Here is a 24,129-nt window from a genome sequence, read left to right on the forward strand (position 1 = left end):
CTCGAAACCAATGCTTAAGATCAGCAAACGGCTGCGATGCTAGTTCGCATGGCTTAATGCGGCGTCAACACAATGATAAGACTAACGCAATGATAAGATTTTAACTCACCCCGGCGCCACCACGGTCGCGAAATGCTTCGACCATCAAGGGGTTAAGCCCAAGTTCTGTGAGGGCGTCGCGGGCGCGCGCATTGTCCTGCGCCCGTCCGGCCAGCCGGTGGCCGCTGAGACGGTCCGGCAATGCCGTGAGCAGCGCACCCTGGCCGAGGCGGCGCGACCACTCCTGCAGCTCCTGGGCGAGGAAGCGGTAGCCGCCGACCGTCATCACCCCCGACGGCGGCGCGGTGATGTTGATGGCCCCGGTCGCGCGATCGACCCGCGCGGCATATTCGGTGTCGACGAAATCGCGCAGCGGCGGCGCGATCAGGCTGTCGCCGGGCGGAGGCGGCGGCGCATAGGCGGCGACCGGCACCATCGGGCCGCGCAGGCCGAGCGTGCCCTTCGGCGTCAGCAGGATCTCGCCGGCGATCGATGCGCCGGCCGCTTCGCGCGGCGCGCTGTGCGGCCCCGGCTTGATCAGGGCCGGCGATCCGTCCTCGGCGGTGCGGCGGGCGCCGAACAGCCCGGCCTCGCCGAACAGATAGACGTCGGTCATGGTCACCGGCCGCGAGCTCCAGCGCGCACTGGAGGCAACCTGCTCCGGCGTGCGCCAGAGGCCGATCACGTTGCGCAGGCTGGGCAGGCGCTCCGACAGGCCGCGCTCGTCGAGCCGCAGCGCGAGCTGCGCCGGCGCGATCAGCGCGTTGCAGGTGTGATCGTTGAACTGGGTCTCGAACGCTTCCTCGTCGAACGGGTGGTGCAGCACCAGCGTTCCGCCCGACAGCAGCCAGGTCACCAGCGACGCACAGATGCCGGCGAACGACATCGGCGCGAACGCCGACATGATGGTGGCACCTGGCGGCAGATCGCTCTCCAGCGACATCGCGAGCCCGCCGGCAATCAGGCCGAAATGCGCGCGCGGCACCGGACGAAGACCTTCGCTGGTGACGTCGAACGAGATCAGCGCCGGCTTGCGGCCGTCCTCGATCATCGGGCGCGAGGCCCGGGTGTCCTCCAGGATCGCCTGGTCGAGCGAGGCCATGCCTTCGGGCAGATCGGTGCCGAAGCCGCAGACATGGCGGATCGAGAAGGCTTCCGCCGCGGCGTTCATGGCGATGTCGGCATAGGAGACGCCGTCGATCCGGCCGCAGCTGACGATCGCCCGCGCCGCGGTGCGGTTGAGCACGGACGTCAGCTCGGCCTGCCGCCACAGCAGCGGCAGCGGCACCACCACGAGGCCGACCCGATGCGCGGCGAGGACCGTCAGGGCGAATTCGACCGTGCCGGGCAGCTGCACGGCGATCACCGTGTTGGCCGGCAATCCGCTCTGGACGAAGTGGGCGGCGATCGCCGAGATCGCGCGATCGGCCTGAACATAGGTCAGGCGCTTGCGGGTCTGTCCGGTGATGCGCTGCTTGTTGAGCGGGTCGACCAGCGCCAGCGCCTCGGGCTGCCGCGCCAAAGTGCGCTTGAACAGGGTATCGAGCGTTGGCGAGGTGATCGACTGGTTCACGGGTTCAACGTCGGTTGCATCGCTTCGGTCGGACCAGATCATGCCGCGTCGGGTCGCATCACTCGGCAAATCATCTGGATTGCGTGCCGGGCTTCTGCCACCAAGTCTCCGGCAGGTAGCCCGTCAACGCCGTGGTCGAAGGCCGTTCTATCCGATTCCAGCGCGCGATCCATTGCTCTCCCAAGTTAAATAGGGGGATAGCGTAGAAGCCCGACATCAGGGCCCGGTCCAGCGCCCGTACCGCCGAGACGAAGGCCGGCCGCTCGCGCGCCGCGAGCAGCGCCGCGATCATGGCGTCGATGGCGGGATCCTTGGCGCCCATGTAATTCCTCGTGCCCGGCACATCGGCGGCCTGGCTGCCCCAGTAGAACCACTGCTCGTTGCCCGGCGACAGCGACTGGTCCCAGCGGATGGGGATCATGTCGAAGTCATAGCCGACCCGGCGCTGCTCGAACTGCACCGCGTCGACCACCCGCACCGTGGCTTCGATGCCGGCCCGCTTCAGGTCACGCTGATAGGCGAGGGCGATCCGCTCATGCTCGCGCGTCGTCACCAGGATCTCGATGCGCAGCGGCGTCCCTGTCGACCGCTGCTTCAGGACGGTGCCGTCGAGCGCGTAACCCGCCTCGGCGAGCAGCGCGAGCGCACTGCGCAAAAGGCTGCGGTCACGCCCCGACCCGTCGGTGACCGGCAGACGATAGCGGCCGTCGAGGATGTCAGGCTGGATGTGCGACAGGTATGGCTTGAGCAGCTCGCGCTCGCGATCGTCAGCGGGACGGCCATAGGCAGACAGATCCGATCCGGCGAAGAAACCACCGGCGCGCGAGAACAGTCCGAAATAGTAGTTGCGGTTGACCCATTCGAAATCGAACAGCATCGCCAGTGCCTGACGCACCCGCAGGTCGGCGAATTTCGGCCGTCGGCTGTTGAACACCAGAAATTCGGACGGCCGCGGCGTGCCGATCTTGATGGTGTCGCGGATCACCTCGCCGTTGCGCGCCGCCGGGAAGTCATAGCCGTCGTGCCAGCGCAGCGGCTCGGTCTCGGTCCGGAAATCATACAGGCCGCGCTTGAAGGCCTCGAACATGCCGTTGGCCTCGCGGTAGTAATCGAGCCTGATCTCGTCGAAGTTCCAGAGGCCGCGGTTGATGGGCAGGTCGCGGCCCCAATAATCGGGATCGCGCGTGAAGGTCACGCTGGCGCCGGGCTTGACTGCCGTCACGCGGTAGGGGCCGGACCCGATCGGCGGGGCCAAGGTTGTTTCCTCGAATTTTTCGGGGTCGATGGCGTGCCGCGGCAGGATCGGCATCAGGCCGAGGATCAGCGGCAATTCGCGATCCGCCACGCCGCCGAAATCGAACCGGACCGTGAGCGGGTCGAGCGCCTCGGCCTTTGCGACTTTCGAATAATACTGACGGTGCATCGGACGGCCGTGGTCGCGCAGCAGCGCCAGCGAGAACAGCACGTCGTCGGCGAGTACCGGCTGGCCGTCCGAGAAGCGGGCGCGGGGATCGATGTGGAACGTCACGTAGCTTCTGGCGTCGTCGGTCTCGACGCTGCGCGCGAGCAGGCCGTACAGCGTGAACGGCTCGTTATTGCCCCGCGCCATCAGGCTTTCGTAGACATAACCGCGCTCATAGCCGTAGCCCCTGACCTGCTGCACGGCGACGCCCCTGATGATCATCGGATTGAGGCTGTCGAAGGTGCCGATCACACCCTGGATCAGGCGGCCGCCCTTGGGAGCGTCGGGATTGGCATAGGGCAGGTGGGTAAAGTCGGGTGGCAGCGCGGGGGCGCCATGCATCGCGATCGCGTGGCTCTCGGCGGCCGCCGCAGGGGCCAGCCCGCTCGTCATGCATCCCAAGACCAGCCATCCCAAGGCTAGCCAGATCGCGGCCCATGCGGCGCGCCAAGTGTGCCCGGGAACACGTGCGTGAGGCGCCGGATTTGATTCGCGAAACGTCACGTCCGGAGGTTTATCACAGGCCGCTGAAACTCGCCGCGAGATGGGCGCAAATACGCTTGTCGGCATTGATCTTTCCGCGCGCCGCTGTATTGAAGGCGTGCAATTCGAAGGCGGGAACGCCTGTCACGTATCCGCCTCAATTGACTAGGAGACAGCCGCCCAAACGGCTATGTGTCGGCGCCTGCAGCGGTTTCGGGCTTCCGTTCAGAAAGGGTTTTCCGCAATGAATTTCCGTATCTTGGCCGCCCCGGTCCGGCCGCATGGGCGAATTGTTGCCCTGATGGCGGCGACGGCATTCTCTGCAGCGCTCCTGGTTCCTGCCGCTCGGGCCCAGCAGCCGGCAGCGCCGGCGCCTGCGGCACCGAAGGCTGCGCCCAAGGCGGCACCCAAGGCAGCTCCGAAGGCTCCGGCAGCCCAGGCGCCCGCCCAAGCACCGGCCGCCGGCCAGCCGCCCGCTGCGGCCGCCCAGCCGCCGGCGCAGGATCAGCAGATCCAGCTGATCTACGCCCCCTGGACCAAGTTCTGCCTGAAGGGCCAGGAAGCCAACGCCAAGCAGGTCTGCTTCACCGGCAAGGACGGCCGCATCGAGTCCGGCCAGCCGGTGATCGCCGCCGTGATCATCGAGCCGGAAGGCGAGCCGAAGAAGATCCTGCGCGTCACGCTGCCGCTCGGCATGCAGCTCGTGCACGGCACCCGCATCATCGTCGACGGCAACCCGCCGCAGCAGGCGCCCTATGTGATCTGCTTCCAGAACGGCTGCATGTCCGACTATGAAGCAACGCCCGAGCTGATCGCCAACATGAAGAAGGGCCAGAACCTCGTGGTCCAGGCGATCAATTCGAACGGCGCGCCGCTGACGCTGCCGCTGCCGCTCAACACCGAATTCGCCAAGGCCTATGACGGCCCGCCGACCGATCCGAAGGTGTTCGAGGAAAACTCGAAGAAGCTGCAGGAAGAGTTGCAGAAGCGCGCCGAAGAGCAGCGCAAGAAGCTGGAAGGCGCGGGCGGTGGCTCCGCGCAGGCTCCGGCGCCGGCCAATCCGGCGGCCAAGTAAACACTTCGATCACGCGTTCAAGAAAACGCGAGATCATCGCAGTCAAAAGGCGCCCGGAAGGGCGCCTTTTTTTGTCATGCGAAACAGACTGGCTGCTGGCAGCCTGCTGCGCTGGTGATCGCGCAGATCGTGTGCGATGGTCATCGAAGGGTGCTTCGATTGCGTCGCGCGATGAGCGCGCATCGTTGGTGCCTCGTTCGGACAAGTCCGGCGTCGAAGCACAATCATAAATCCGATACGGGAGGCCAGACGAAAGCGCGGACAGCGCCTTCGATGCGCAAATCTGCGCGTGGTTCTTCCGCGAATCCTGGCCGCCGTTCGCAGTCATGGAAGTCGCGCAATGTCCCAGCAAGTCAGCACGCAGCGGCGCGAACCGCGCTCCCGGCCTCCGGAACAGCCGACCGGCCGCGCGTCGGTCGATGCAGCTATTCGCGTCAGCCAGGATAACGCCCCCGGTAACTTTCATCCCGGCATCATCCATCTCGCGCTAGCGATGGGCGGCTTTGCGATCGGCATCGCCGAATTCGCGACCATGAGCCTGTTGCCGTTCTTCGCCCACGATCTGCACGTCAGCGAGCCCCAGGCCGGCCACGCGATCAGCGCCTACGCACTCGGCGTCGTCGTCGGTGCGCCGGTCATCGCGGTGCTGTCGGCACGCATGACGCGGCGGACGCTGCTGATCGCGCTGATGGGCTTCTTCGCGCTGATGAACGGCCTTTCGGGGCTCGCGCCCGATTATCACACCATGCTGGCGCTGCGCTTCCTGGCGGGGCTGCCGCACGGCGCCTATTTCGGCATCGCCATGCTGGTCGCGGCCTCGCTGGTCCCGATGGACAAGCGCACGGCGGCGGTCGGCCGCGTGCTGCTGGGGCTCACCATCGCGACGACGATCGGCGTTCCGCTCGCCAACGGGGTCGGCCAGGCAATCGGCTGGCGCTGGGCCTTCGCGATCGTTGCCGGCCTCGCGCTCTTGACCGCGATCCTGGTCCTGATCTTCGCCCCGCGTGATGCCGCCAACAGCAAGGCGAGCCCGCTGCGTGAACTGTCGGCACTCGGGCGCAAGCATGTCTGGCTGACGCTGGCGATCGGCGCCATCGGTTTCGGCGGGCTGTTCTCGGTCTACACCTATCTGGCGTCGACCATGCTGGCGGTGACCCACACGTCGCCCGCGCTGGTGCCGGTCACGCTGTGCGTGTTCGGCGCCGGCCTTACCGCCGGCAACATCATCGTGCCGCGCTTCGCCGACCGCGCGCTGATGGCAACCGCAGGTGGGCTCCTGCTGTGGTCGGCGGCGACGCTCGCGCTCTATCCGCTGGCGGCAGGCAATTTCTGGACGCTGACCGCCGATGTGTTCCTGATCGGGCTGGGCGGGGCGCTGGCCACCGTGTTGCAGACCCGCCTGATGGACGTCGCGGGCGAGGCGCAGAGCCTCGCCGCCGCGCTCAACCACTCCGCCTTCAACGTCGCCAATGCGCTGGGTCCGTGGCTCGGCGGAATGGCGGTTGCCGCGGGTTATGGCTGGACGTCGACCGGCCTCGTCGGCGCGGCGCTGGCGCTGGCGGGATTTGTCGTCTGGGCGATCGCGGTTGTCTTGGCCAAGCGCGAGGGGGTGTGAGCGTGGCAGCGCGAACGCCGTGGCATTCGCCGGACAGCCGCCGAACCTCAGTTCAGCGACGGGTTGCGCGGACGGTAGCCGCCCGATTTGTCCTTGATGAAGATCTCCGCCACCTGCGAATGCCGGATCGGCTCGCCCGACTCGTCGGGCAAGAGGTTTTGCTCCGAGACATAGGCGACGTACTCGGTCTCCGAGTTTTCCGCGAGCAAATGGTAGAACGGCTGGTCCTTGTGGGGCCGCATGTCCTCGGGGATCGACAGCCACCATTCCTCGGTGTTGTTGAACTCCGGGTCGATATCAAAAATCACGCCCCGGAAGGAGAACACCCGGTGACGGACGATCTGCCCGATCTGAAACTTGGCGGTGCGCGCTTTGATCATGGCTCGTCGATAGACCAACATTGTGGCCGATGCTAGGGGCTAAGGTCCGAATTAACCCGCGCTTTACCGATTCCAGCCCTGCAAAAACGACCCGAAATCCGGCCGAGAAACTACTTTCAAAATGATCGATATCCTCAATCTGGCGTTGCCGTATTTCGGCTTGATCTTCATCGGTTACGCGTGCGGCAAGGCCAAGGGTTTGCCCGAGAGCGGGCTCGCCTGGATGAATTTCTTCCTGCTTTACGTTTCGTTGCCGGCGCTGCTGTTCGGGATCATGTCCAAGACGCCGTTTGCGGAGCTGAACAACCCGCCATTCCTGATCGCCACCACGCTCGGAACCGTGCTCGCCTTCATCCTGGCGATGGTCGCGGGCAAGGTGATCGGCGGGCTCACGCTGCGCGAGGCGACGCTGGCCGGCCTGTCGGGCGCCTACGGCAATATCGGTTACATGGGCCCTGGCCTCGCGCTCGCCGTGCTCGGTGCCAAGGCGGCGGCGCCGACCGCGCTGATCTTCTGCTGCGACAGCATCTTCCTGTTCTCGATCGTGCCGCTGCTGATCGAGCTCACCGACCGCGACCATCCCTCGCTGCTGCACGCGCTTGGCGTGGTGCTGCGGCAGATCGTGCAGAACCCGCTGATCATGTCGGCCGTGTTCGGGGCGCTGGTTGCGGCGTTTCACATCCCGATCCCGGTCGCGCTCGATCGCACCATCCAGTTCCTGGAAAACGCCGCCGCGCCGACGGCGCTGTTCGTGCTCGGCATCACGGTGGCGCTGCGGCCGTTCGAGCGGGTGCCGTGGGAGGTCCCGGGCGTGGTCGCGATCAAGCTTTTGATCCATCCGCTGCTGGCGTTCGGCCTGATGCTGCTGTTCGGCCCGTTCGCGCAGCCTTGGGCTGCGACAGCGGTGCTGATGGCTTCGCTGCCGCCGGCGCTCAACGTGTTCGTGATCGCGCGGCAGAACGACACCTGGATCGAGCCGGCCTCGGTCGCGGTGCTGATCGGCACCTTCGCCTCGGTGGTCACGCTGACCAGCGTGATGTGGTTCATCCAGAGCGGCCGGCTGGTGTTTCCCTAAAGCGTGATGAACTTGAAGCGGTCCGACCGTGGATTCGGTTCACCTCTCCCACGGGAGAGGTGAAGTTCATCGCCGCCATGACGGCGCGAGGCCCTCGCGCATCGCTAGCCGCCGCAACGGGCCGAATGCGCCGAGCAGATGCAGGCCGGCAGCACGCGCCGTCTGCATGCCGAGGAAATCGCTCAGCAGCGACCGGTTGGCGATGTCGATCGCCCAGGTCCGGCTGGCGACATCGGGGCGCCGCGCCGCCTGGTAGCGCCACAGCACATTGGGCGCGCCGGGATCTTCGCCACGACCGATCGCCTGGCCCGTGATCTCGGCGATATCGGCGGCATCGCGCAGTCCCATATTGAGACCCTGCGCGCCGATCGGCGGCAGCACATGGGCGGATTCCCCGACCAGCGCGATCCTGTCCTTGGCGAATTGCCGCGGCCGCTCGATCGCGAGCGGAAACACGTGACGGCCGCCCTGGACTTCGACGCGGCCGAGGATCGAATGCGATTGCCGCTCGGCGGCGAGGGACAATTCGTCGTCGCCGAGCGCCATCAGCCGCTCGGCCTCCTTGGGCGCCGAGACCCAGACCACGCTGCTTCGGTTGCCGCTGAGCGGCACGAACACGCAGGGGCCGTGCTCGGTGTGGAACTCGGTCGAGATGTTGTTGTGCGGGCGGGTATGGGTGATGTTGAAGGTCAGGGCGGACTGCCCGAGATCGCGGCTTGTCACCTCGATGCCGGCGGCCTCGCGGGATAATGAATTGCGCCCGTCGGCACCGACCACGAGCCGGGCCTGAAGCGACTGGCCCTGCCGCGTCACCACGGTGATCTTGGCATCGTCCGGCCGCACCGAGGCGGCTTCATCGTCGAACCGCGTCAGCGCGGACAGTTCTCCGGTGCGGTCCTCGAGCGCGGCGACCAGCGAGCGGTTGTCGATGTTGAAGCCGAATTGCTCGCGGCCGATCTCGTCGGATGAGAAGCGCACCTCGGGCGCACGGATCAGGCGGCCGGTGTCGTCGACGAGGCGCATGGTCTTGAGCGCCGCCGCTCGGTCGCTGCAGCGCCGCCAGACGTCCAGCCGGTCCAGGATATCGGTCGAGGCACCGAGCAGCGCGGTGGTCCGGTTGTCGGCATAGGGCGCGCGGCGCGCCAGCAGCGCGGTCCGTGCACCGGCGTCGGCAAGGGCAATCGCAGCCGTCAATCCGGCCGGACCGCCGCCTATTACGATAACGTCATAATCCAGCGAGCTGTCGGTCATATCAGGACATTTGACATGCTTGGCCCGATTTTCAAGCCATCGGTAACCACCAAGAGTTTCCAAGGCTTTGCGCGGCGGAACGCCGCAAGACCGCATATGCAAACCAGTCCGATTCCTGATAGCACTTCGGCCGATGGAGCATTCGAGCCAGCCCGAAGCGTTGCCAGAACGGATGCGGACCGCCGCATTCTCCGTTCATATTTTCACGGCGCTCGGCGCCGGGGTCGCGCTGCTGGCGATGCTGGAGGCGGTGCGCGAGCACTGGGCCAACATGTTCGCCTGGCTCGGGGTCGCGCTGATCATCGACGGGATCGACGGCCCGCTGGCGCGCCGGCTCGACGTGGTGCGGCTACAGCCGAACTGGTCGGGCGAGGTGCTCGACCTGGTGGTTGATTTCGTCACCTATGTGTTCGTGCCGGCCTATGCGATCACCGCGAGCGGCATGCTGCTGCCGCTGGCCGCGCCGATCCTCGGCATCGGCATCGTGGTCTCCAGCGCGCTGTATTTCGCCGACCGCCGCATGAAGGCCGATGACAACCATTTCCGCGGCTTCCCGGCGCTGTGGAATGCGGCGGCGTTCTATCTGTTCCTGCTGCACCTGCCGCCGGTGCTGTCGACGATCGTGGTCGCGGCCCTGATCGCGCTGACCTTCGCGCCGTTCCACGTGCTGCACCCGCTGCGTGTGGTGCGGCTGCGCTGGCTGACGCTGTGGCTGCTCGCCGCATGGGCGGTGCTCGGCATGTACACGCTCGCCAACGACTTCGTGGTGGGAGCTCCGATCACCTTCGGGCTCTGCGCCATCGCAGCCTACATCATCGGCAGCGATACCGTGATCCGCCGGATGAAAGCCTTCAGAGCATGATGCAATTGATCACCAGCCCGGAAGCCTGGGCGGCGCTGTTGACCCTGACTGCGCTCGAGATCGTGCTCGGCATCGACAACGTGATTTTCCTGTCGGTGATCGTGTCGCGGATCCCGCCGGCACAGGCCAAGCGCGCGCGGCAGATCGGCCTGCTGCTGGCGCTGGTGTTCCGCATTCTGCTGCTCTCGATCCTGGTCTGGCTGATCGGGCTGACTCAGCCGGTGATATCAGTCAAGGACGTCGAGCTGTCGTGGCGCGACATCATCCTGATCGGCGGCGGCCTGTTCCTGATCGCGAAAGCGACCCACGAGATCCACGGCGAGGTCGAGGCGCGCGAGGCGGAAGCCGACGACAGGCCGAACGCCAGCGCGTTCTTCTGGGTGATCGTGCAGATCATCATCATCGACCTGGTGTTCTCGCTGGATTCGATCATCACCGCGATCGGCATGGCGCAGGACATCGAGATCATGATCGCGGCGGTGGTGATCGCCTGCGCCATCATGTACATCTCGTCGGGACCGGTGGCGCGGTTTGTCGCGGAGCATCCGACCACCAAGATGCTGGCGCTGGCCTTCCTGGTGCTGATCGGCGTGGCGTTGGTGGCCGACGGCTTCAAATTTCACATTCCGCGCGGCTACATCTATTTCGCGATTGCCTTCTCGGCCGCCGTCGAGGCGTTCAACGTCATGGCCAAGCGCAACCGCAGGAAGCCGGCGCGCCAATGAGCATTGTCTCCGCGCCAACGCTGCGCGTTTGTCGCGAGGGAAAGCCGCTTCGCGCTTTTCCGGATCATGCCGTAGCCGGTTCCCGCCCGCTTGGTTGACAAGCCGGCCGCGATGGCATTCGCTCGCTTGACGCTGATATCTGAGGGGAGCGACGACATGACCAAGGCTGTGCGCGTGCACCAGGTGGGGGGCCCGGAAGTCCTGACCTATGAGGACGTCGAGGTGGGCGCGCCGGGGACCGGCGAGGTCCGGATCCGCCAGCATGCGGTCGGTCTGAATTTCATCGATGTCTATTTCCGCACCGGCCTCTACAAGGCGCCCGGCCTGCCGTTCATTGCCGGCAATGAGGCCGCAGGCGAGGTGTTGGCCGTGGGTCCGGGCGTGACCAATTTCCACCCCGGCGATCGCGTCGCCTATTACTACAATCTCGGGGGCTACGCGTCCGAGCGCGTCATCCCGGCCGACAAGCTCGTCAAACTGCCCGACCACATCACCTACGAGCAGGGCGCCGTGCTGATGCTGAAGGGGCTCACGGTCTGGTACCTCCTGCACAAGACCTTCAAGGTCGAGCAGGGCCATCGCGTGCTGATCCACGCCGCGGCGGGCGGCATCGGGCTGCTCGCCTGCCAATGGGCGCGGGCGCTCGGCGCGCATGTCATCGGTACCGTCGGCTCGAAGGCGAAGGCCGATCTCGCGCTCGCCAATGGCTGCGATCACGTCATCCTCTACAACGAGGAGAACTTCGTCGAACGAGTCAAGCAGATCAGCCGCGGCGAGCTCTGCGACGTCGTCTATGACGGCGTCGGCAAGACCACGTTCCCGGGATCGCTGTCCTGCCTCCGGCCGCGCGGCCTGTTCGTCTCCTTCGGCAACGCGTCGGGTCCGGTGCCGCCGTTTCCGCTCGCCGAGCTCAACAACCACGGCTCGCTGTTCGCGACGCGGCCCAAGCTCAACGACTATGTCGGCACCCGCAAGGAATTGCTCGAAGGCGCCGACACGTTGTTCGCCGCCGTGATCAACGGCAAGCTGCACGTGCCGATCAACCATGCCTATGCGCTCAAGGACGCCGCCAAGGCGCATATCGACCTGGAGAGCCGGGCGACCACCGGAGCAGCGATCCTGCGGCCGTAATTCTCGCCGTCATTGCGAGGCGCTCGCGACAAAATTGCAAAGCAATTTTGCGCTGAAGCGTCGAAGCAATCCATTGTCCCGCATATGCGGAGGGATGGACTGCTTCGCGGAGCCTGTCATCGGGCGCGCGTTCGCGCGACCCGTTGGCTCGCAATGACGAGCGCGTGCGTTACGCCACCCGGCGCGCAGCGCCGACCTTGGTCAGCACCGTATCCAGGCAGTCGATGACCAGGGAAATCTCCTCCCGCGTCACGTTGAGCGCCGGCATGAAGCGCAGCGTGTCCGGCTGCGGCGAGTTGATCAGCACGCCGGCCGCGAACGCCTCGGCGACGACGGCCGCGCCGATCGGCATCTTGAGATCGAGCGCCAGCAGGAGGCCGCGGCCCCGGATCTCGCCGAGACCGTGCCGCGACGACAGCCGCTGCAATTCGCGCTCGAGCAGCAGACCGGCATCGACGACCGATTTCAGGAAATCGGTCTTGCCGACCTGATCGAGCACGACAAGCCCCGCGGCGCACATCAAGGGATTGCCGTTGAAGGTGCCGCCCTGATCGCCGTGATCGAAGCACGAGGCATGCTCGGTCGCGAGCAGGGCCGCGAGCGGCACGCCGCCGCCGATGCCCTTGCCGAGCGTCATGATGTCGGGCTCGATCCCGGCGTGCTGATATCCGAACAGCTTTCCGGTCCGGCCGATGCCGGTCTGAATCTCGTCGACAATGAGCAGCAGGCCGCGCTGCTGGGTCAGCGCCCGCAACTCCTTCAAAAACTCATCCGTCGCGGGCCAGACGCCGGCCTCGCCCTGGATCGGCTCCAGCATGACCGCGACCGTCGACGACGAGATCAACTTTCGCACCGACTCGATGTCGTTCAGCCTGGCTTTGCGGAAGCCCGAGACCTTCGGCTCGAACAGGGGTTCGAACGCCTTCTTGCCCGAGGCCGACATGGTCGCGAGCGTGCGGCCGTGGAAGCCGCCTTCGAAGGTGATGATCTCGTGGGCGCCATTCTTGTACTTCGTGCCATATTTGCGCGCGAGCTTGATCGCGCCTTCATTGGCTTCGGCACCGGAGTTGGCGAAGAACACCTGGTCGAAGCAGCTGTTGTCGACCAGCAGCTTTGCCAGTTTCAGGCTCTGCTCGTTGTAGAACGCCGGGCTTGGCGTGAGCAGCCGTCTGGCCTGCGCGGCCAGCGCGTCGGCCACGATGACCGGCGAGTGGCCGAGGGGATTCACGGCCCAGCCCTGCACGAAGTCGAGATAGCGGTTGCGGTTGCTGTCCCACAAATACGAGCCGGCGCCGCGCACGAACACGACCTCGGGGCGAGCGGTGATGTCCATCAGCGCATCGAACGGAGGGGTAGCGTTGGTCATGTCGTTCTCCTCTGGGGCCGGTGTTGGGAAAGGGCAGGCCGAAAAGCGAGAAGGCCGCGCTTTGGGGGCGCGGCCTTCTCGAAAACCTTGGCTGATTTATAAGATCAGCGATGGCGTCGGACACGGCGCAGCCCAGCATCGTCGCGGGTGCGACGACGGCAGATGGCGCTGCGGTGGGTCCGATTCAGCTTCATGGCAGAGGGCCATACAGCCGAACGCCGGAACATGTCAAGCATCAGAATCCGGCGACGCTGCCGTGCAGGTCGTATTCGTCGGAGCGCTCGATCTTGGCGGTGACGATGTCGCCGACCTTCAGCGGGCGGCGGCTGGTGAGGTAGACGGCGCCGTCGATGTCAGGCGCGTCGGCCTTTGACCGGCCCTTCACCACCGTCGGACCGACCTCGTCGATGATGACCTGCTGGCGGGTGCCGACCTTGCGCTTCAGGCGCCTCGTCGAAATCTTCTGCTGACGGGCCATCAGCGCATTCCAGCGCTCCTGCTTGACCTCATCGGGCACAGCATTGGGAATCGCGTTCGACGCGGCGCCGGCAACCGGCTCGTATTTGAAGCAGCCGAGGCGATCGATCTCGGCCTCATCGAGCCAGTCGAGCAGATAGGCGAAATCGGAATCGGTCTCGCCGGGGAAGCCGACGATAAAGGTCGAGCGCAGCGTCAGCTCGGGGCACGCTTCGCGCCACTTCTGGATCCGCGCCAGCGTCTTCTCCTGCGCAGCCGGGCGCTTCATCGCGCGCAGCACGTCCGGGCTCGCATGCTGGAACGGGATGTCGAGATAGGGCAGCACCTTGCCCTCGGTCATCAGGCCGATGACCTCGTCGACATGCGGGTAGGGGTAGACATATTGCAGCCGCACCCAGGCGCCGAGCTCGCCGAGCTCCTTGGAGAGATCGAAGAATTTTGCGCGGACGCTGCGGTCCTGCCATGGGCTCTCGGCGTATTTCAGGTCGACGCCATAGGCCGAGGTGTCCTGCGAGATGACGAGCAATTCCTTGACGCCGGCCTTCACCAGCTTCTCGGCCTCGCGCAGCACGTCATTGGCCGGCCGCGACACCAGATCGCCGCGCAGCTTCGGAATGATGCAGAAGCTACAGCGGTTGTTGCAGCCTTCGGAAATCTTCAAATAGGCGTAGTGCCGCGGCGTCAGCTTGACGCCCTGCGGCGGCACCAGGTCGACGTGCGGATTGTGCGCCGGCGGCAGCGCGCGGTGCACGGCGTCCAGCACGCTCTCATATTGCTGCGGCCCCGTGATCGAGAGCACGCCGGGATAGGCGCTCTCGATCTGCTCGGGTTCGGCGCCCATGCAGCCGGTGACGATCACCTTGCCGTTCTCGGCCATGGCCTCGCCGATCGCGGCGAGCGATTCCTGCTTGGCGCTGTCGAGGAAGCCGCAGGTGTTGACGATGACGATGTCGGCGCCGTCATGCTTGCGCGCCAGCTCATAGCCCTCCGCGCGCAGCCGGGTGATGATGCGCTCGGAATCGACCAGCGCCTTGGGGCAGCCCAAGGACACAAAGCTCACTTTCGGCGCGGCGGCCTCTTGCATATCTCTGATCTGCCTGATGAATGGGCAGGAGCTAGTCCCAATTGCCGAGAATTACAACCCTTTCCCGGGGCTTCCGGCATGATATGGATGCTGCTTGCCGGGTCCCTAAGAGTCGTCGATGAGCGCTGAGTCGTCTCCCAAGATCGTCATAGTCGACGAAAGCCCGATCCGCGCAGCCATCCTGGAGGAAGGACTGCGGGAGGCCGGCTATACGGACGTGGTCCATATCAGCGAGATGCAGAGCCTGCTCTCGCGGATCTATGCGCTCGACCCCGAGATCATCGTCATCGACCTCGAGAATCCCAGCCGCGACGTGCTGGAACAAATGTTCCAGGTCAGCCGTGCCGTCCGCCGGCCGATCGCGATGTTCGTCGATCAGAGCGACGCCGCCTCGATCCAGGCCTCGGTGGAGGCGGGCGTCTCCGCCTACATCGTCGACGGCCTCAAGAAGGAGCGGATGAAGCCGATCCTCGATCTGTGCGTCTCCCGCTTCAATGCCTTCGCCAAGCTGCAGGACGAGCTCGACCGCACCAAGCACGCGCTGGAGGAGCGCAAGGTGATCGACCGCGCCAAGGGCATCCTGATGAAGGTGAAGGGGCTGACCGAGGAGGAGGCCTATGTGTTGATGCGCTCGACCGCGATGCGCGAGAAAAAGAAGATCGGCGAGATCGCGCAATCGATCCTGACGGCGTCGGAGCTCCTGAAATGACCACACCTTTGCGCATCGGGTTCATTCCGCTGGTCGACGCTGCCGCGCTGATCGTTGCCGTCGACAAGGGATTTGCCACGGCCGAAGGCCTCGACGTCACGCTGGTGCGGGAAGTGTCGTGGTCGAACGTCCGCGACAAGCTGAATATAGGCCTGTTCGACGCCGCCCATCTGCTGGCGCCGGTGGCGATCGCCTCGAGCCTCGGGCTCGGCCACGTCAAGGTGCCGATCGCGGCGCCTCTCAACCTCGGGCTCAACGGCAATGCCATCACGGTCTCGCCGGCGCTGCACGCCGCGCTGATGGAAGAGCTCGACGGCGACCGCTTCGATCCGATGGCCACCGCACAGGCGCTCGCCCGCGTGGTGGCCAAGCGGCGCAAGAGCGGGGCGGAGCCGCTGACCTTCGGCATGACCTTCCCGTTCTCGACCCACAATTACCAGTTGCGGTTCTGGATGGCCGCCGGCGGCGTCGATCCCGACGAGGACGTCCAGCTCGTGGTGCTGCCGCCGCCCTACATGGTCGACAGCCTCGCCAACGGCCATGTCGACGCGTTCTGCGTCGGTGCGCCCTGGAATTCGATTGCGGTCGATCTCGGTATCGGCCACATCCTGCATTTCGTCTCCGACATCCTGCTCAGCGCGGTGGAAAAGGTGCTGGCGGTGCGGCAGAGCTGGTCGGAGAAGCATCCCGATATCGTGGCGGCGCTGGTGCGTGCACATCTGCGCGCCGTGGAGTTCATCGAGCGGCCCGAGAACCGGTCCGAGGTCGCGCGCATCCTGGCGCAGCCCGAGCGGATCGGCGTCGATGCCAGCGTCATCCAGCGCACGCTCGATGGCCACCTGAAGATCTCGCCCGACGGCACCATGCGCGAGAGCAATCGCTATCTGCTGGTCGGGCGCGAGGCAGCAGCGCGGCCTGATCCGGGGCAGGCGGCCTGGCTCTACGCGCAGATGGTTCGCTGGGGCCAGGCGCCGTACCGGCCGGAGGCGCTGAAGACCGCCATGGCCGTGTTCAGGCCCGATCTCTACGATGCCGCATCGGGGCGCCCGGCCGGCGCCTCCAGTGCCATTGGGGCGTTCGCCGGCCCGCCGTTCGACCCGAGCGACGTTCCCGGGCATCTGGCGGCGTTCAAAATCGGGCGCTGGAAGGCCTGAGCGCGACGCAACTCCGCCTCCGGCTACTTTGCATGGGGTTGTTTTCGAGATTTTGGTTAGTGCGAGACTGGTGCGGGTTCCCGACGCCTCGAATTGCAGCGAATAGGATTCTCGGCCGAGCGCGCGAGAAGGAATATTCCTCTTGGAACCGGGTTCCCGAAGGCGGCGGCATCGCTATTTTTGCCGCCCGCTTGAATCCGCCCGCGAACGATATTCCATATGCCTGAGAATGGGGCATTGGAGATCGACCATGCGCGAACTATCGGCGGAGGCCCGCCTGCACCTTTACGCGCGAAACATTTCAAGGAAATCCGGGACCGGAATTCACACGGCGGCGCTGTACAGCGCCTTTGCGGTGATCGCGGCCATCGTGTTCGGCACGCTGTCCGTCCACCCGTTCTAGGCGCTTCGGAACATGCAAAAGCCGCCGCCTGATATCCTCAGACGGCGGCTTTGTGTTGGGTGGATGCTGGCAGCTCAGTAGCCGTAACCGTATCCGTAGCCGCCGCCGCAGGTGTTGCAGGTCGGCTGAACCGGCGCATAGTAGGAATAGCCCGGCGAGACCATCTGCACGCGCTCCTGGGTGGCGTATTGCGGCGGGATGCGCTCATAGGCGACGCCTTCCGGCGCGACCATCACGGTCTTCGGCACCATCACGGTGCGATACTGCGCCGGCGTGCGATGCGCGACGACGCGGCCCGGCGCCACCATCACGGTTTCCTGCACCGTGCGAAATTGCGGCGGCACGCTCTGCACCTGATAGCAGGTCGTGCACGGCTGCGGCGGCGGCGTATAGCAGCTGTAGCAGCCGGCGGATGCCGCGCTGGTGAACGCGGCGGTAGCAACCGCGGCGATGGTGAGGGAGAGGCTGGTGCGGAACATGCTTTCGTACCCAATTTCCTAAGAGGACAATCAAAGGCTCGGAAGCTGCACCTAGCAATCAAACGGCAAGTTTGGGTTTAAGAAGACTCTTAACGGAGTCTAAAGGGCCGGCGCGGCGGCCGGCCCTTTTTTGATCGATGTTCGCGGCTTAGTGCGCGGTCTTAAACGGCGCAACGGTGATGCCCGCCTGCTTCAGCGCCTCGCGCAGGCCGCGCGCGATCTCGACGGCACCGCGCGTGTCGCCGTGGATGCAGACGGTATCGGTCTGCATTTTGATCACCTTGCCGGTGACCGAGACGACCGCGCCGTCCTGCACCATCCGCACCACACGATCGGCGATCGCCTTGGGATCATGCAGCACCGCGCCGGGCTTCTTGCGCGACACCAGGTTGCCATCGTCCTCATAGGCGCGGTCGGCGAACACCTCATGCGCCATGCGCAGTTTGGCAGCCTCGCCGGCACGCACCAGTTTCGAATTCGCGAGCACCACGAACACGAGGCTCGGGTCGACCGCCTTGATCGCATTGGCGATCGCCCTTGCAGTCATGTCGTCCTCGCAGGCGACGTTGGAAATCGCGCCATGGGCCTTCACATGGGTGACCTTGTGGCCGGCCGCGGTCGCAATCGCCTGCAGGGCGCCGATCTGATAGGCGATCAGGTTCTCGATCTCCGAGGACGTCAGTCCCGGCATCGGCCGGCGGCCAAAGCCGTGCAGGTCGCGATAGCCGGGATGGGCGCCGACGCTGACGCCGCGCGCCTTCGCCAGCTCGACCGTCTTGCGCATGATGTCGGCGTCGCCGGCATGAAAGCCGCAGGCGACGTTGACCGAGGTCGCAAGCTCGATCATCGCGGCATCATTGCCCATTTCCCAGGGGCCAAAGCTTTCGCCGAGATCGCAATTGAGGTCGATGGTGGAGGTCATGACGATCGATCCGTCTGTTGTTGTACAGATTCAGGGTAGCGCAACTTGCCAGGTCGACACATCGACGGCGTTGACGGCCTGACCCGCGACATTCGCATCCCGCAGCGCTTCGATGTTGAGGCCAAAATCCTCAATGCCGCGGACGCGGTCGGGCAGGGAACGCAGCAGCTCGTGGAACTTGATCGCCTCGGCCTGCGCTTCCGCCATCGTCACCGCCTTGAAGCGGAACGGCCGGCCGGCCGAGATCTGCGCGAAGCGGCCGAAATCGGCCGTGATCACCGTCGCGATCTTCGGATAGCCGCCGCTGGTGCCGCGGTCCGGCATCAGCACGATCGGCTGGCCGTTGCCGGGCACCTGGATGCTGCCGTTCACGGTGCCGTCGGAGACGATGTTGTGGCCGTCGAGATGCTTGATGACGGGACCTTCGAGGCGATAGCCCATGCGGTCGCTGGTCGCTGAGATCTTCCACTCGCTGTCGACCAACAGCTTCTTGTTGTCCTCGGCGAACTCGTCGTCCTGCGGGCCGAACACGATGCGGATCGGCGCATCGGTCGGGGTCGGCAATTCGATGCGGCGTTCGGGCGCGCCGCTTGCGGCTTGCGTTTTCAACTCGTCGCCGCTTTGCAGCGGCCGCGGGTAGGGGCTGCCAAGCCCGGCGCGGGCGTTGACGGCGAGGCTGCCGAACATCGGCTCGCCTTCGATGCCGTGCTCGATCGCGAGATAGCTGAACGAGCCGCTGCGGGCGAAGCCGAGAGTGAGCGTCTCACCTTCGGCAAGCGTTGCCGAACTGTCGAACAAGACCGGCCGGCCGCCGATATCCGCATTGCGCGACGCGCCGGCGAGGGCGACGCGCACCGCGCCGCCGCGCGCGGTGAAGCTGGCGCCGAACGGGCCGATCTCGACCGCGGCGGCGAACAGTTCATTGTCGACCAGCGTGTTGGCGGCCGCCAGCGAAAGCCGGTCCATCGCGCCGCTCGGCACGAGACCGTAGCGCTGCGAGCCCGGACGACCAGCGTCCTGCACCGAGCTTGCCGGGCCGATCGAGGTGACGACGAGCTTGCTCATGGCGTCACCAGTTCAGCGACGAACTCGCCGGCCTCGGCGGCGCGGTCCTGTTCGGCGAAGGTCTTGGCGTCGACCGCCGTGAAGGTGATGGCGTCGCCCGGCTCCAGCAGGAAGGTCGGATCGCGATGCAACTGGTAGGTTCGCACCGGCGTGCGGCCGAGCAGGTGCCAGCCGCTCGGACCGGCCAGGCACTGCACGCCGGTCTGGATGCCGCCGATCGAAATGGTGCCGGCCGGGGTCAGGAGCCGCGGATCCTTGCGCCGGGGCATGTGCAGGAACTTCTCCAGTCCGCTGAGATAGGACCAGCCCGGCGTAAAGCCGATCATCGCGACGCGATAGTCGCCGGCGACATGGCGCGCCACGATCTGGTCGGGCGTGGTTTTGAGCGCCTTCGCGACATCCTCGAGATCGATGCCGTGCTCACCGCCATAGGTCACCGGAATCCGCCAGCGCCGCGTTCCGGTCTCGGTCGGCGGCGCCTTGGCGGCGCGTGCCAGCAGTTGCTCGCCCAGCGCATCGAAAGTGATCTGGATGGGGTCGTAATGCACCAGCAGCGACCGGTAGGTCGGCACGGTCTCGGTGATGCCGGCGATCGGCTCGGCGGATATCACGCGGTCGAGCGCCAGCACCCGCCGGTTGGCGGCGTCATCGATGGTGCGGCTGAATTCCACCGTGATGGCGCTGTCGCCACTCGGCAAAAGGCGGGGAGGACTTAAGGGTTCGGCCATTGGGTCAAGCGCTGTCGTCAGCCATCAAGCTAGCGTGTTTCGGGATAAAACGGAATTCGCTTCGTGCAAAATGATGCAGCAACTTCAATAAATTAATCGGCATGCCGGCGATAAATTTGGATGATCGCAGCTTTTTCGCGCAGCCCTTGACGCAAAGCCTTTGCCCGGCAACATGCGCCGGTCTTTTCCTCCATCGGAGCACTCTTTCCAGATGTCACTGTCCGCCGAAGCGATCGCGACGCTGTCGCATGTGTCCACCGCTACCATCACCACCGTCCTGCTCAAGAAGGGCCTGCGCAACATCTGGATGCGCGGCACCAAGCCGCTGAAGCCGGGGCAGAAGCGGCTGGTCGGACCGGCCTTCACGCTGCGCTTCGTGCCGGCCCGTGAGGATCTGGCGACGCCGGAATCCTGGTCGTCGCCGATCTCGACCCGCACCGCGATCGAGGCGATGCCGGCGGGCTGCATTGCCGTGGTCGATGCCATGGGCATCACCGATGCCGGCATTTTCGGCGACATCCTTTGCGCCCGCATGGTCAAGCGCGGGGTGACGGCGCTGATCACCGACGGCGTCGTGCGCGACGTCGAGGGCGTGCTCGGCACCGGCCTGCCGGTGTGGTGCGACGGCTACGCGGCTCCGCCGTCAGTTGCAGGTCTGACCTTCGTCGGCTGGGGCGAACCGATCGGCTGTGGCGGCGTTGCCGTATTTCCGAATGACGTCGTGGTGGCCGACCAGGACGGCGCGGTGCTGATCCCGCAGGCGTTCCTCGATCACGTGCTGGCCGAGGGGCCGGAGCAGGAACGGATGGAAGCCTGGATCGTCAATGAAGTGAACAATGGCGCCCAGCTGCCCGGCCTGTATCCGATGAATGCCGAGACCAAGGCGCGCTACGCCGCCACCAAGAAATAACGTCAAGAAAGGGAGGTAACCCCATGGACATCCACGTTTCTGGCTCGCGGCCGACCCGCCGCGCGCCGAAGGAGAATTTTACCGGCACGGTGTTGCAGGACCCGATCAACATGGCGCCTGCGCCGGCGCGGCTCAACGCCTCGCGCGTCTCGTTCGAGCCCGGCGCACGCACCGCCTGGCACACCCATCCGCTCGGACAGACGCTGTATGTGATCTCCGGCATCGGGCGCGTGCAGGCCAAGGGCGGCCCGATCAGGGAGATCCGTCCCGGCGATGTCGTCTGGATTCCGCCGAACGAGAAGCACTGGCACGGGGCCACGCCGGACAACAGCATGACCCACATCGCCATGCAGGAGGCGCTCGATGGCGTCTATTCGACCTGGATGGAGCACGTCACCGACGAGGAATACAACGGCAAGGTCGGCTGAGCAGCCGTAGTTGCTAGCACAAAGGAAGGCCCCGCTCTTGAGCGGGGCTTTTTCGTATGCGTAGCACGGATGGAGCGAAGCGCAATCCGGGGCAATCTCTCTCTCGGTGAAAACCCCGGATTTCGCGGAGCCTGTCATCGGGCGCGCGTTCGCGCGACCCGTTGGCTTCATCCGGGCTACGAATTCCGGCCGATTAATTCACCCGCGTCCAGGTCTGGCCGCCGCAAAACAGGCCGCCGAACGCGCAGCCCTGGACGCGCAGCGTGTCCGGGTTCCTCATCGCGATGGTGGAATCGTAGGTGCTGCCGCTGTTCGGATCGACGATGCGGCCGATCCATTTGTCCTTGCCCGGCTTCATGTTGATCAGAACCTGTTCGCCGTTGGCGCTCGATTTCTTGTCGACGGCGTAACCGCAGAGATTGGCACCACATTGCTCGATGCGGATTTTGCCTTCCTTCTCTTCGGTGAGCCAGACGCCGAGCGGCGAGTTCGCTGCTTGCACGGGATTGGCAAGCGGCTTGGGCACCGGAGCGCTCGGCGAGGCGGCACCAACGGTTGGAGCGGCGGTGGGCTTTGCGGCTGGCGCAGCAGTTTGCTGGACGGCTGGCGGCGCGGGCGGCGGCGCTGTGGTCGCTGCGGTAGCTGAAGGCGGCGTGGCCGCAACACCCGTGCCGGCCGGCTCTGTCGTTGTTGCGGCAGGCGCCGGCGGGACGGCGGCCGGATCGTCGGCCGGCGGAGCGGGCGGAGCAGCCGCCGCGGGCGCGCTGGGCGGCGCGGCCTGGGAATCCGTCTTGGTGTCCGACTTGGTGTCCGACTTGGTGTCTGTCTTGGCTTCCTTCGGAGCCTTGCGCTTCTGCTCGGTGTCCTCGCTTTTGGCGCGCTTGGCGCGGCGGCCGGTATTGTCGTAGACGCCGGGGATCGAAACCGTGCCGCGATCGGGATCGATGCGAATGGTGCGGCCGCCGTAATCGAATGTGTACTGCGCCTGCGCTGCGGCCGTGCTCGCAAGTATGAGTGTGGCGATCGCCAGAAGCTTTCTCATCTCGATCTCCGATGCAGGAAACTCCGTTCGCAAGGCTATCCGGTGACCGCCTCGTTGAACGTGTCCCAGATCACGGTCAGAACATGAGTCGTATCCTTGCGGCTTAGGTTCAAATCGCTGGATTGCGGTCTGGTTTCAGGCCGCGCGCTTCAAATGATGAGCGTGACGCAGGCTATTCGAACCACGCGGCGTAGATCTTCGCGTAGCTGCCATTTTCGCGCGCGATGTGAAGCCATTGGTCGACGAACGCCTTCAATGCGACGTCGCGCTGCATCCAGTAGGCCTTTTCCGCGAAGTCGAACGGCTTGTCGGGATGCACGGCGCACAGCACGCCGGGGTGCAGCTTCTGCTGATAGCGCGTCTCGGACGCATCGGTCATCATCAGGTCGGCGTCGCCCTTGGCGATCTCGTCGAAGATCTTGGTGTTGTCGTTGAAGACTCGGATCTCGGCGGTTTTCACATGGGCGCGTGCGAAGCGCTCATTGGTGCCGCCGGGATTGACGATGATTCGGGTGCCCGGTTTGTCGATCTCGGCGATCGTCTCGAACTTGCCCTTGTCGGCACAGCGCGCGATCGGCGTCTTGCCCTCGCGCATGATTGGAGTGGAGAACAGACCCTTCTTCTGCCGATCGAAGGTGATGGAGACGCCGCCCATCGCGATGTCGAAATCGTCGGCCTCGAAATCCCTGGTCATCTGCGGCCACGACGTCGGCACGAACTCGACCTTGACGCCGAGCGCCTTGCCGAGTGACTGCGCCATGTCGACATCGAAGCCGCGGAAGGCCTTGGTCTCCTTGTCGAGGTAGGTGAAAGGCAAATAGTCGCCGGTCATGCCGACGCGCACGATGCCGCGCTTGACGATCTCATCGAGCCGGGACGGCGCCTGCTGCGCGTGCGCGACAGACAGAAGCAAGGCGAGGGCGAGGCCGGCCAGCGCGCGAAACATCAAGGTCTTCTCCATCCGCATTTTATTGCGATGCCCGAAGGGCACGTATCGCGTCTCAGGCCTCGTTGCTGTCCTCGCTCGCCCGAATGACGCTCGCAGTGCGGCTGAGCATCTCGTGCTTGAAATGCTCGAAGCGCCGCCGCGCTTGGGCCTCGCGATCGTCGACGAATTTGATCGCGGCATCCCTGTCCATCGGGCCGTTGACGAGTGGGGTCGATGCCTCACCGACGGTCTCGTCGACATAATATTGGGCGCCGTCCTGGCGCACGGTCCAGCGGAAGCGCAGCGCGGCCATCGGACCTGGGCCGGACTTCGAATAGCCATTGGCCTCGATCGATTGGGGCGGCGGCTGGATCGGCTCCGGCTCCGGCGCACTGGGCTCGGGTTCACTAAACCCGGCCTCACTCGTCTCAGCCTGTTCGACCGGGGTGGGCTCCTCGATCGCTGCCGGCTCGACCACCGCCGGTTCGGCGGGCGCGACCTCAACGGACACCGTCTTGATGGACACGGTCTCGACGGTAACGATTTCGACGGATGACGGCAGGGGCGGCGGCATCGCTATCGAAACCGGCGGCTCCTCGACAGGTTCGGGTGCCTTGTCCGACGACTTGCTCTCGGACGATTTGGACTTCTCGGGAGGTGTGGTCGTCTGGTCGAGAATGCTCGCGATTGCGGCCAGCGCATTGTCGGTCGGGTCATTCACGGTTTGGTCTCCCAGGCTGACGGCGCGCGGAATCGTGCCGAC

At 65.5% G+C, this 24,129-nt stretch carries 24 protein-coding genes; 11 read left to right on the forward strand and 13 right to left on the reverse strand.

Going from position 1 to position 24,129, the window contains the following annotated elements; translation table 11 throughout:
• Nucleotides 1-100: 100 nt before the first annotated feature.
• Nucleotides 101-1,612 carry an AMP-binding protein gene (locus ACE10X_RS22050; RefSeq protein ID WP_038386321.1) on the reverse strand — a complete coding sequence of 504 codons (1,512 nt, stop codon included), beginning with the start codon at nt 1,610-1,612 and terminating at the stop codon, nt 101-103.
• A gap of 70 nt (nt 1,613-1,682) precedes the next feature.
• Complete coding sequence (locus tag ACE10X_RS22055; RefSeq protein ID WP_304557911.1) at nt 1,683-3,467, reverse strand: extracellular solute-binding protein; 1,785 nt, start codon at nt 3,465-3,467, stop codon at nt 1,683-1,685.
• A gap of 334 nt (nt 3,468-3,801) precedes the next feature.
• On the opposite strand from ACE10X_RS22055, the gene ACE10X_RS22060 reads away from it, so the two are divergent.
• Together ACE10X_RS22060 and ACE10X_RS22065 are read left to right on the forward strand one after the other, a co-directional pair.
• On the forward strand, nt 3,802-4,632 hold the full coding sequence (locus ACE10X_RS22060; RefSeq protein ID WP_028340693.1) for an invasion associated locus B family protein: 831 nt from the start codon (nt 3,802-3,804) through the stop codon (nt 4,630-4,632).
• A gap of 340 nt (nt 4,633-4,972) precedes the next feature.
• The gene (locus tag ACE10X_RS22065) at nt 4,973-6,247 is read left to right on the forward strand and encodes an MFS transporter (protein WP_202948928.1); all 1,275 of its coding nucleotides are present in this window, start codon (nt 4,973-4,975) and stop codon (nt 6,245-6,247) included.
• A gap of 47 nt (nt 6,248-6,294) precedes the next feature.
• Here the strand turns inward: ACE10X_RS22065 and hspQ are convergent, their stop codons facing one another.
• Nucleotides 6,295-6,627, reverse strand: a complete 333-nt coding sequence (gene hspQ / locus ACE10X_RS22070; protein ID WP_021081543.1) for a heat shock protein HspQ — start codon at nt 6,625-6,627, stop codon at nt 6,295-6,297.
• Between the two features lie 121 nt (nt 6,628-6,748).
• Here hspQ and ACE10X_RS22075 point away from each other — a divergent pair, with 121 nt between their 5' ends.
• Nucleotides 6,749-7,702, forward strand: a complete 954-nt coding sequence (locus tag ACE10X_RS22075) for an AEC family transporter (protein WP_038386323.1) — start codon at nt 6,749-6,751, stop codon at nt 7,700-7,702.
• Nucleotides 7,703-7,768: 66 nt separating this feature from the next.
• On the opposite strand, the gene ACE10X_RS22080 is transcribed toward ACE10X_RS22075, so the two are convergent.
• A complete protein-coding gene (locus tag ACE10X_RS22080) occupies nt 7,769-8,953 on the reverse strand; it encodes a UbiH/UbiF family hydroxylase (RefSeq protein WP_038386324.1) in 1,185 nt (394 codons plus the stop codon).
• Between the two features lie 133 nt (nt 8,954-9,086).
• Here ACE10X_RS22080 and pcsA point away from each other — a divergent pair, with 133 nt between their 5' ends.
• The 3 genes from pcsA to ACE10X_RS22095 all read left to right on the forward strand — a co-directional run bounded on the left by pcsA (nt 9,087) and on the right by ACE10X_RS22095 (nt 11,671).
• Nucleotides 9,087-9,815 (forward strand): phosphatidylcholine synthase, encoded by a 729-nt coding sequence (pcsA, locus tag ACE10X_RS22085; RefSeq protein ID WP_051003105.1) that lies wholly within the window; start codon nt 9,087-9,089, stop codon nt 9,813-9,815.
• A complete protein-coding gene (locus ACE10X_RS22090) occupies nt 9,812-10,540 on the forward strand; it encodes a TerC family protein (RefSeq protein ID WP_038386325.1) in 729 nt (242 codons plus the stop codon). Before pcsA ends, ACE10X_RS22090 begins: the two co-directional genes overlap by 4 nt.
• 156 nt (nt 10,541-10,696) lie before the next feature.
• Nucleotides 10,697-11,671, forward strand: a complete 975-nt coding sequence (locus tag ACE10X_RS22095) for a quinone oxidoreductase (RefSeq protein ID WP_026192759.1) — start codon at nt 10,697-10,699, stop codon at nt 11,669-11,671.
• Between the two features lie 169 nt (nt 11,672-11,840).
• Here ACE10X_RS22095 and ACE10X_RS22100 read toward each other — a convergent pair whose 3' ends face one another.
• Nucleotides 11,841-13,037 carry an acetylornithine transaminase gene (locus ACE10X_RS22100; RefSeq protein ID WP_038386326.1) on the reverse strand — a complete coding sequence of 399 codons (1,197 nt, stop codon included), beginning with the start codon at nt 13,035-13,037 and terminating at the stop codon, nt 11,841-11,843.
• A 235-nt stretch (nt 13,038-13,272) separates the two neighbouring features.
• Nucleotides 13,273-14,598 (reverse strand): 30S ribosomal protein S12 methylthiotransferase RimO, encoded by a 1,326-nt coding sequence (gene rimO, locus ACE10X_RS22105; RefSeq protein ID WP_038386327.1) that lies wholly within the window; start codon nt 14,596-14,598, stop codon nt 13,273-13,275.
• A gap of 118 nt (nt 14,599-14,716) precedes the next feature.
• Between rimO and ACE10X_RS22110 the strand changes: the two genes are divergently transcribed.
• The 3 genes from ACE10X_RS22110 to ACE10X_RS22120 all read left to right on the forward strand — a co-directional run bounded on the left by ACE10X_RS22110 (nt 14,717) and on the right by ACE10X_RS22120 (nt 16,864).
• Nucleotides 14,717-15,307, forward strand: a complete 591-nt coding sequence (locus ACE10X_RS22110; protein WP_028332037.1) for an ANTAR domain-containing response regulator — start codon at nt 14,717-14,719, stop codon at nt 15,305-15,307.
• On the forward strand, nt 15,304-16,461 hold the full coding sequence (locus ACE10X_RS22115; protein WP_375762843.1) for a CmpA/NrtA family ABC transporter substrate-binding protein: 1,158 nt from the start codon (nt 15,304-15,306) through the stop codon (nt 16,459-16,461). The genes ACE10X_RS22110 and ACE10X_RS22115 overlap by 4 nt, the downstream gene beginning before the upstream one ends.
• A gap of 250 nt (nt 16,462-16,711) precedes the next feature.
• Nucleotides 16,712-16,864: a hypothetical protein gene (locus ACE10X_RS22120; RefSeq protein WP_016844408.1), complete on the forward strand. Its 153-nt coding sequence runs from the start codon at nt 16,712-16,714 to the stop codon at nt 16,862-16,864.
• Between the two features lie 74 nt (nt 16,865-16,938).
• Here ACE10X_RS22120 and ACE10X_RS22125 read toward each other — a convergent pair whose 3' ends face one another.
• The 4 genes from ACE10X_RS22125 to pxpB form a co-directional block, all read right to left on the reverse strand.
• On the reverse strand, nt 16,939-17,343 hold the full coding sequence (locus ACE10X_RS22125; RefSeq protein WP_051003106.1) for a hypothetical protein: 405 nt from the start codon (nt 17,341-17,343) through the stop codon (nt 16,939-16,941).
• Nucleotides 17,344-17,491: 148 nt separating this feature from the next.
• The gene (locus tag ACE10X_RS22130; RefSeq protein WP_038386329.1) at nt 17,492-18,265 is read right to left on the reverse strand and encodes a LamB/YcsF family protein; all 774 of its coding nucleotides are present in this window, start codon (nt 18,263-18,265) and stop codon (nt 17,492-17,494) included.
• Nucleotides 18,266-18,295: 30 nt separating this feature from the next.
• Nucleotides 18,296-19,330, reverse strand: coding sequence for a biotin-dependent carboxyltransferase family protein (locus ACE10X_RS22135; protein WP_038386330.1), 1,035 nt, complete (start codon nt 19,328-19,330; stop codon nt 18,296-18,298).
• Nucleotides 19,327-20,058 carry a 5-oxoprolinase subunit PxpB gene (pxpB, locus tag ACE10X_RS22140; protein ID WP_038386331.1) on the reverse strand — a complete coding sequence of 244 codons (732 nt, stop codon included), beginning with the start codon at nt 20,056-20,058 and terminating at the stop codon, nt 19,327-19,329. The genes ACE10X_RS22135 and pxpB overlap by 4 nt, the downstream gene beginning before the upstream one ends.
• A gap of 211 nt (nt 20,059-20,269) precedes the next feature.
• On the opposite strand from pxpB, the gene ACE10X_RS22145 reads away from it, so the two are divergent.
• The gene (locus ACE10X_RS22145; RefSeq protein ID WP_028332032.1) at nt 20,270-20,968 is read left to right on the forward strand and encodes a ribonuclease activity regulator RraA; all 699 of its coding nucleotides are present in this window, start codon (nt 20,270-20,272) and stop codon (nt 20,966-20,968) included.
• A gap of 23 nt (nt 20,969-20,991) precedes the next feature.
• The gene (locus ACE10X_RS22150; RefSeq protein ID WP_038386332.1) at nt 20,992-21,396 is read left to right on the forward strand and encodes a cupin domain-containing protein; all 405 of its coding nucleotides are present in this window, start codon (nt 20,992-20,994) and stop codon (nt 21,394-21,396) included.
• Between the two features lie 193 nt (nt 21,397-21,589).
• Here the strand turns inward: ACE10X_RS22150 and ACE10X_RS22155 are convergent, their stop codons facing one another.
• From ACE10X_RS22155 to ACE10X_RS22165, 3 genes are all read right to left on the reverse strand, one after another.
• Nucleotides 21,590-22,438: a DUF2147 domain-containing protein gene (locus ACE10X_RS22155; protein ID WP_038386351.1), complete on the reverse strand. Its 849-nt coding sequence runs from the start codon at nt 22,436-22,438 to the stop codon at nt 21,590-21,592.
• Between the two features lie 172 nt (nt 22,439-22,610).
• Nucleotides 22,611-23,384 (reverse strand): transporter substrate-binding domain-containing protein, encoded by a 774-nt coding sequence (locus tag ACE10X_RS22160; RefSeq protein WP_244435885.1) that lies wholly within the window; start codon nt 23,382-23,384, stop codon nt 22,611-22,613.
• A gap of 55 nt (nt 23,385-23,439) precedes the next feature.
• A complete protein-coding gene (locus ACE10X_RS22165) occupies nt 23,440-24,087 on the reverse strand; it encodes a hypothetical protein (protein ID WP_304555414.1) in 648 nt (215 codons plus the stop codon).
• Between the last annotated feature and the right edge of the window lie 42 nt (nt 24,088-24,129).

Origin of the sequence: Bradyrhizobium sp. Pha-3, assembly GCF_042258325.1 — a bacterium.
In the GTDB taxonomy this organism is placed as follows: domain Bacteria; phylum Pseudomonadota; class Alphaproteobacteria; order Rhizobiales; family Xanthobacteraceae; genus Bradyrhizobium; species Bradyrhizobium elkanii.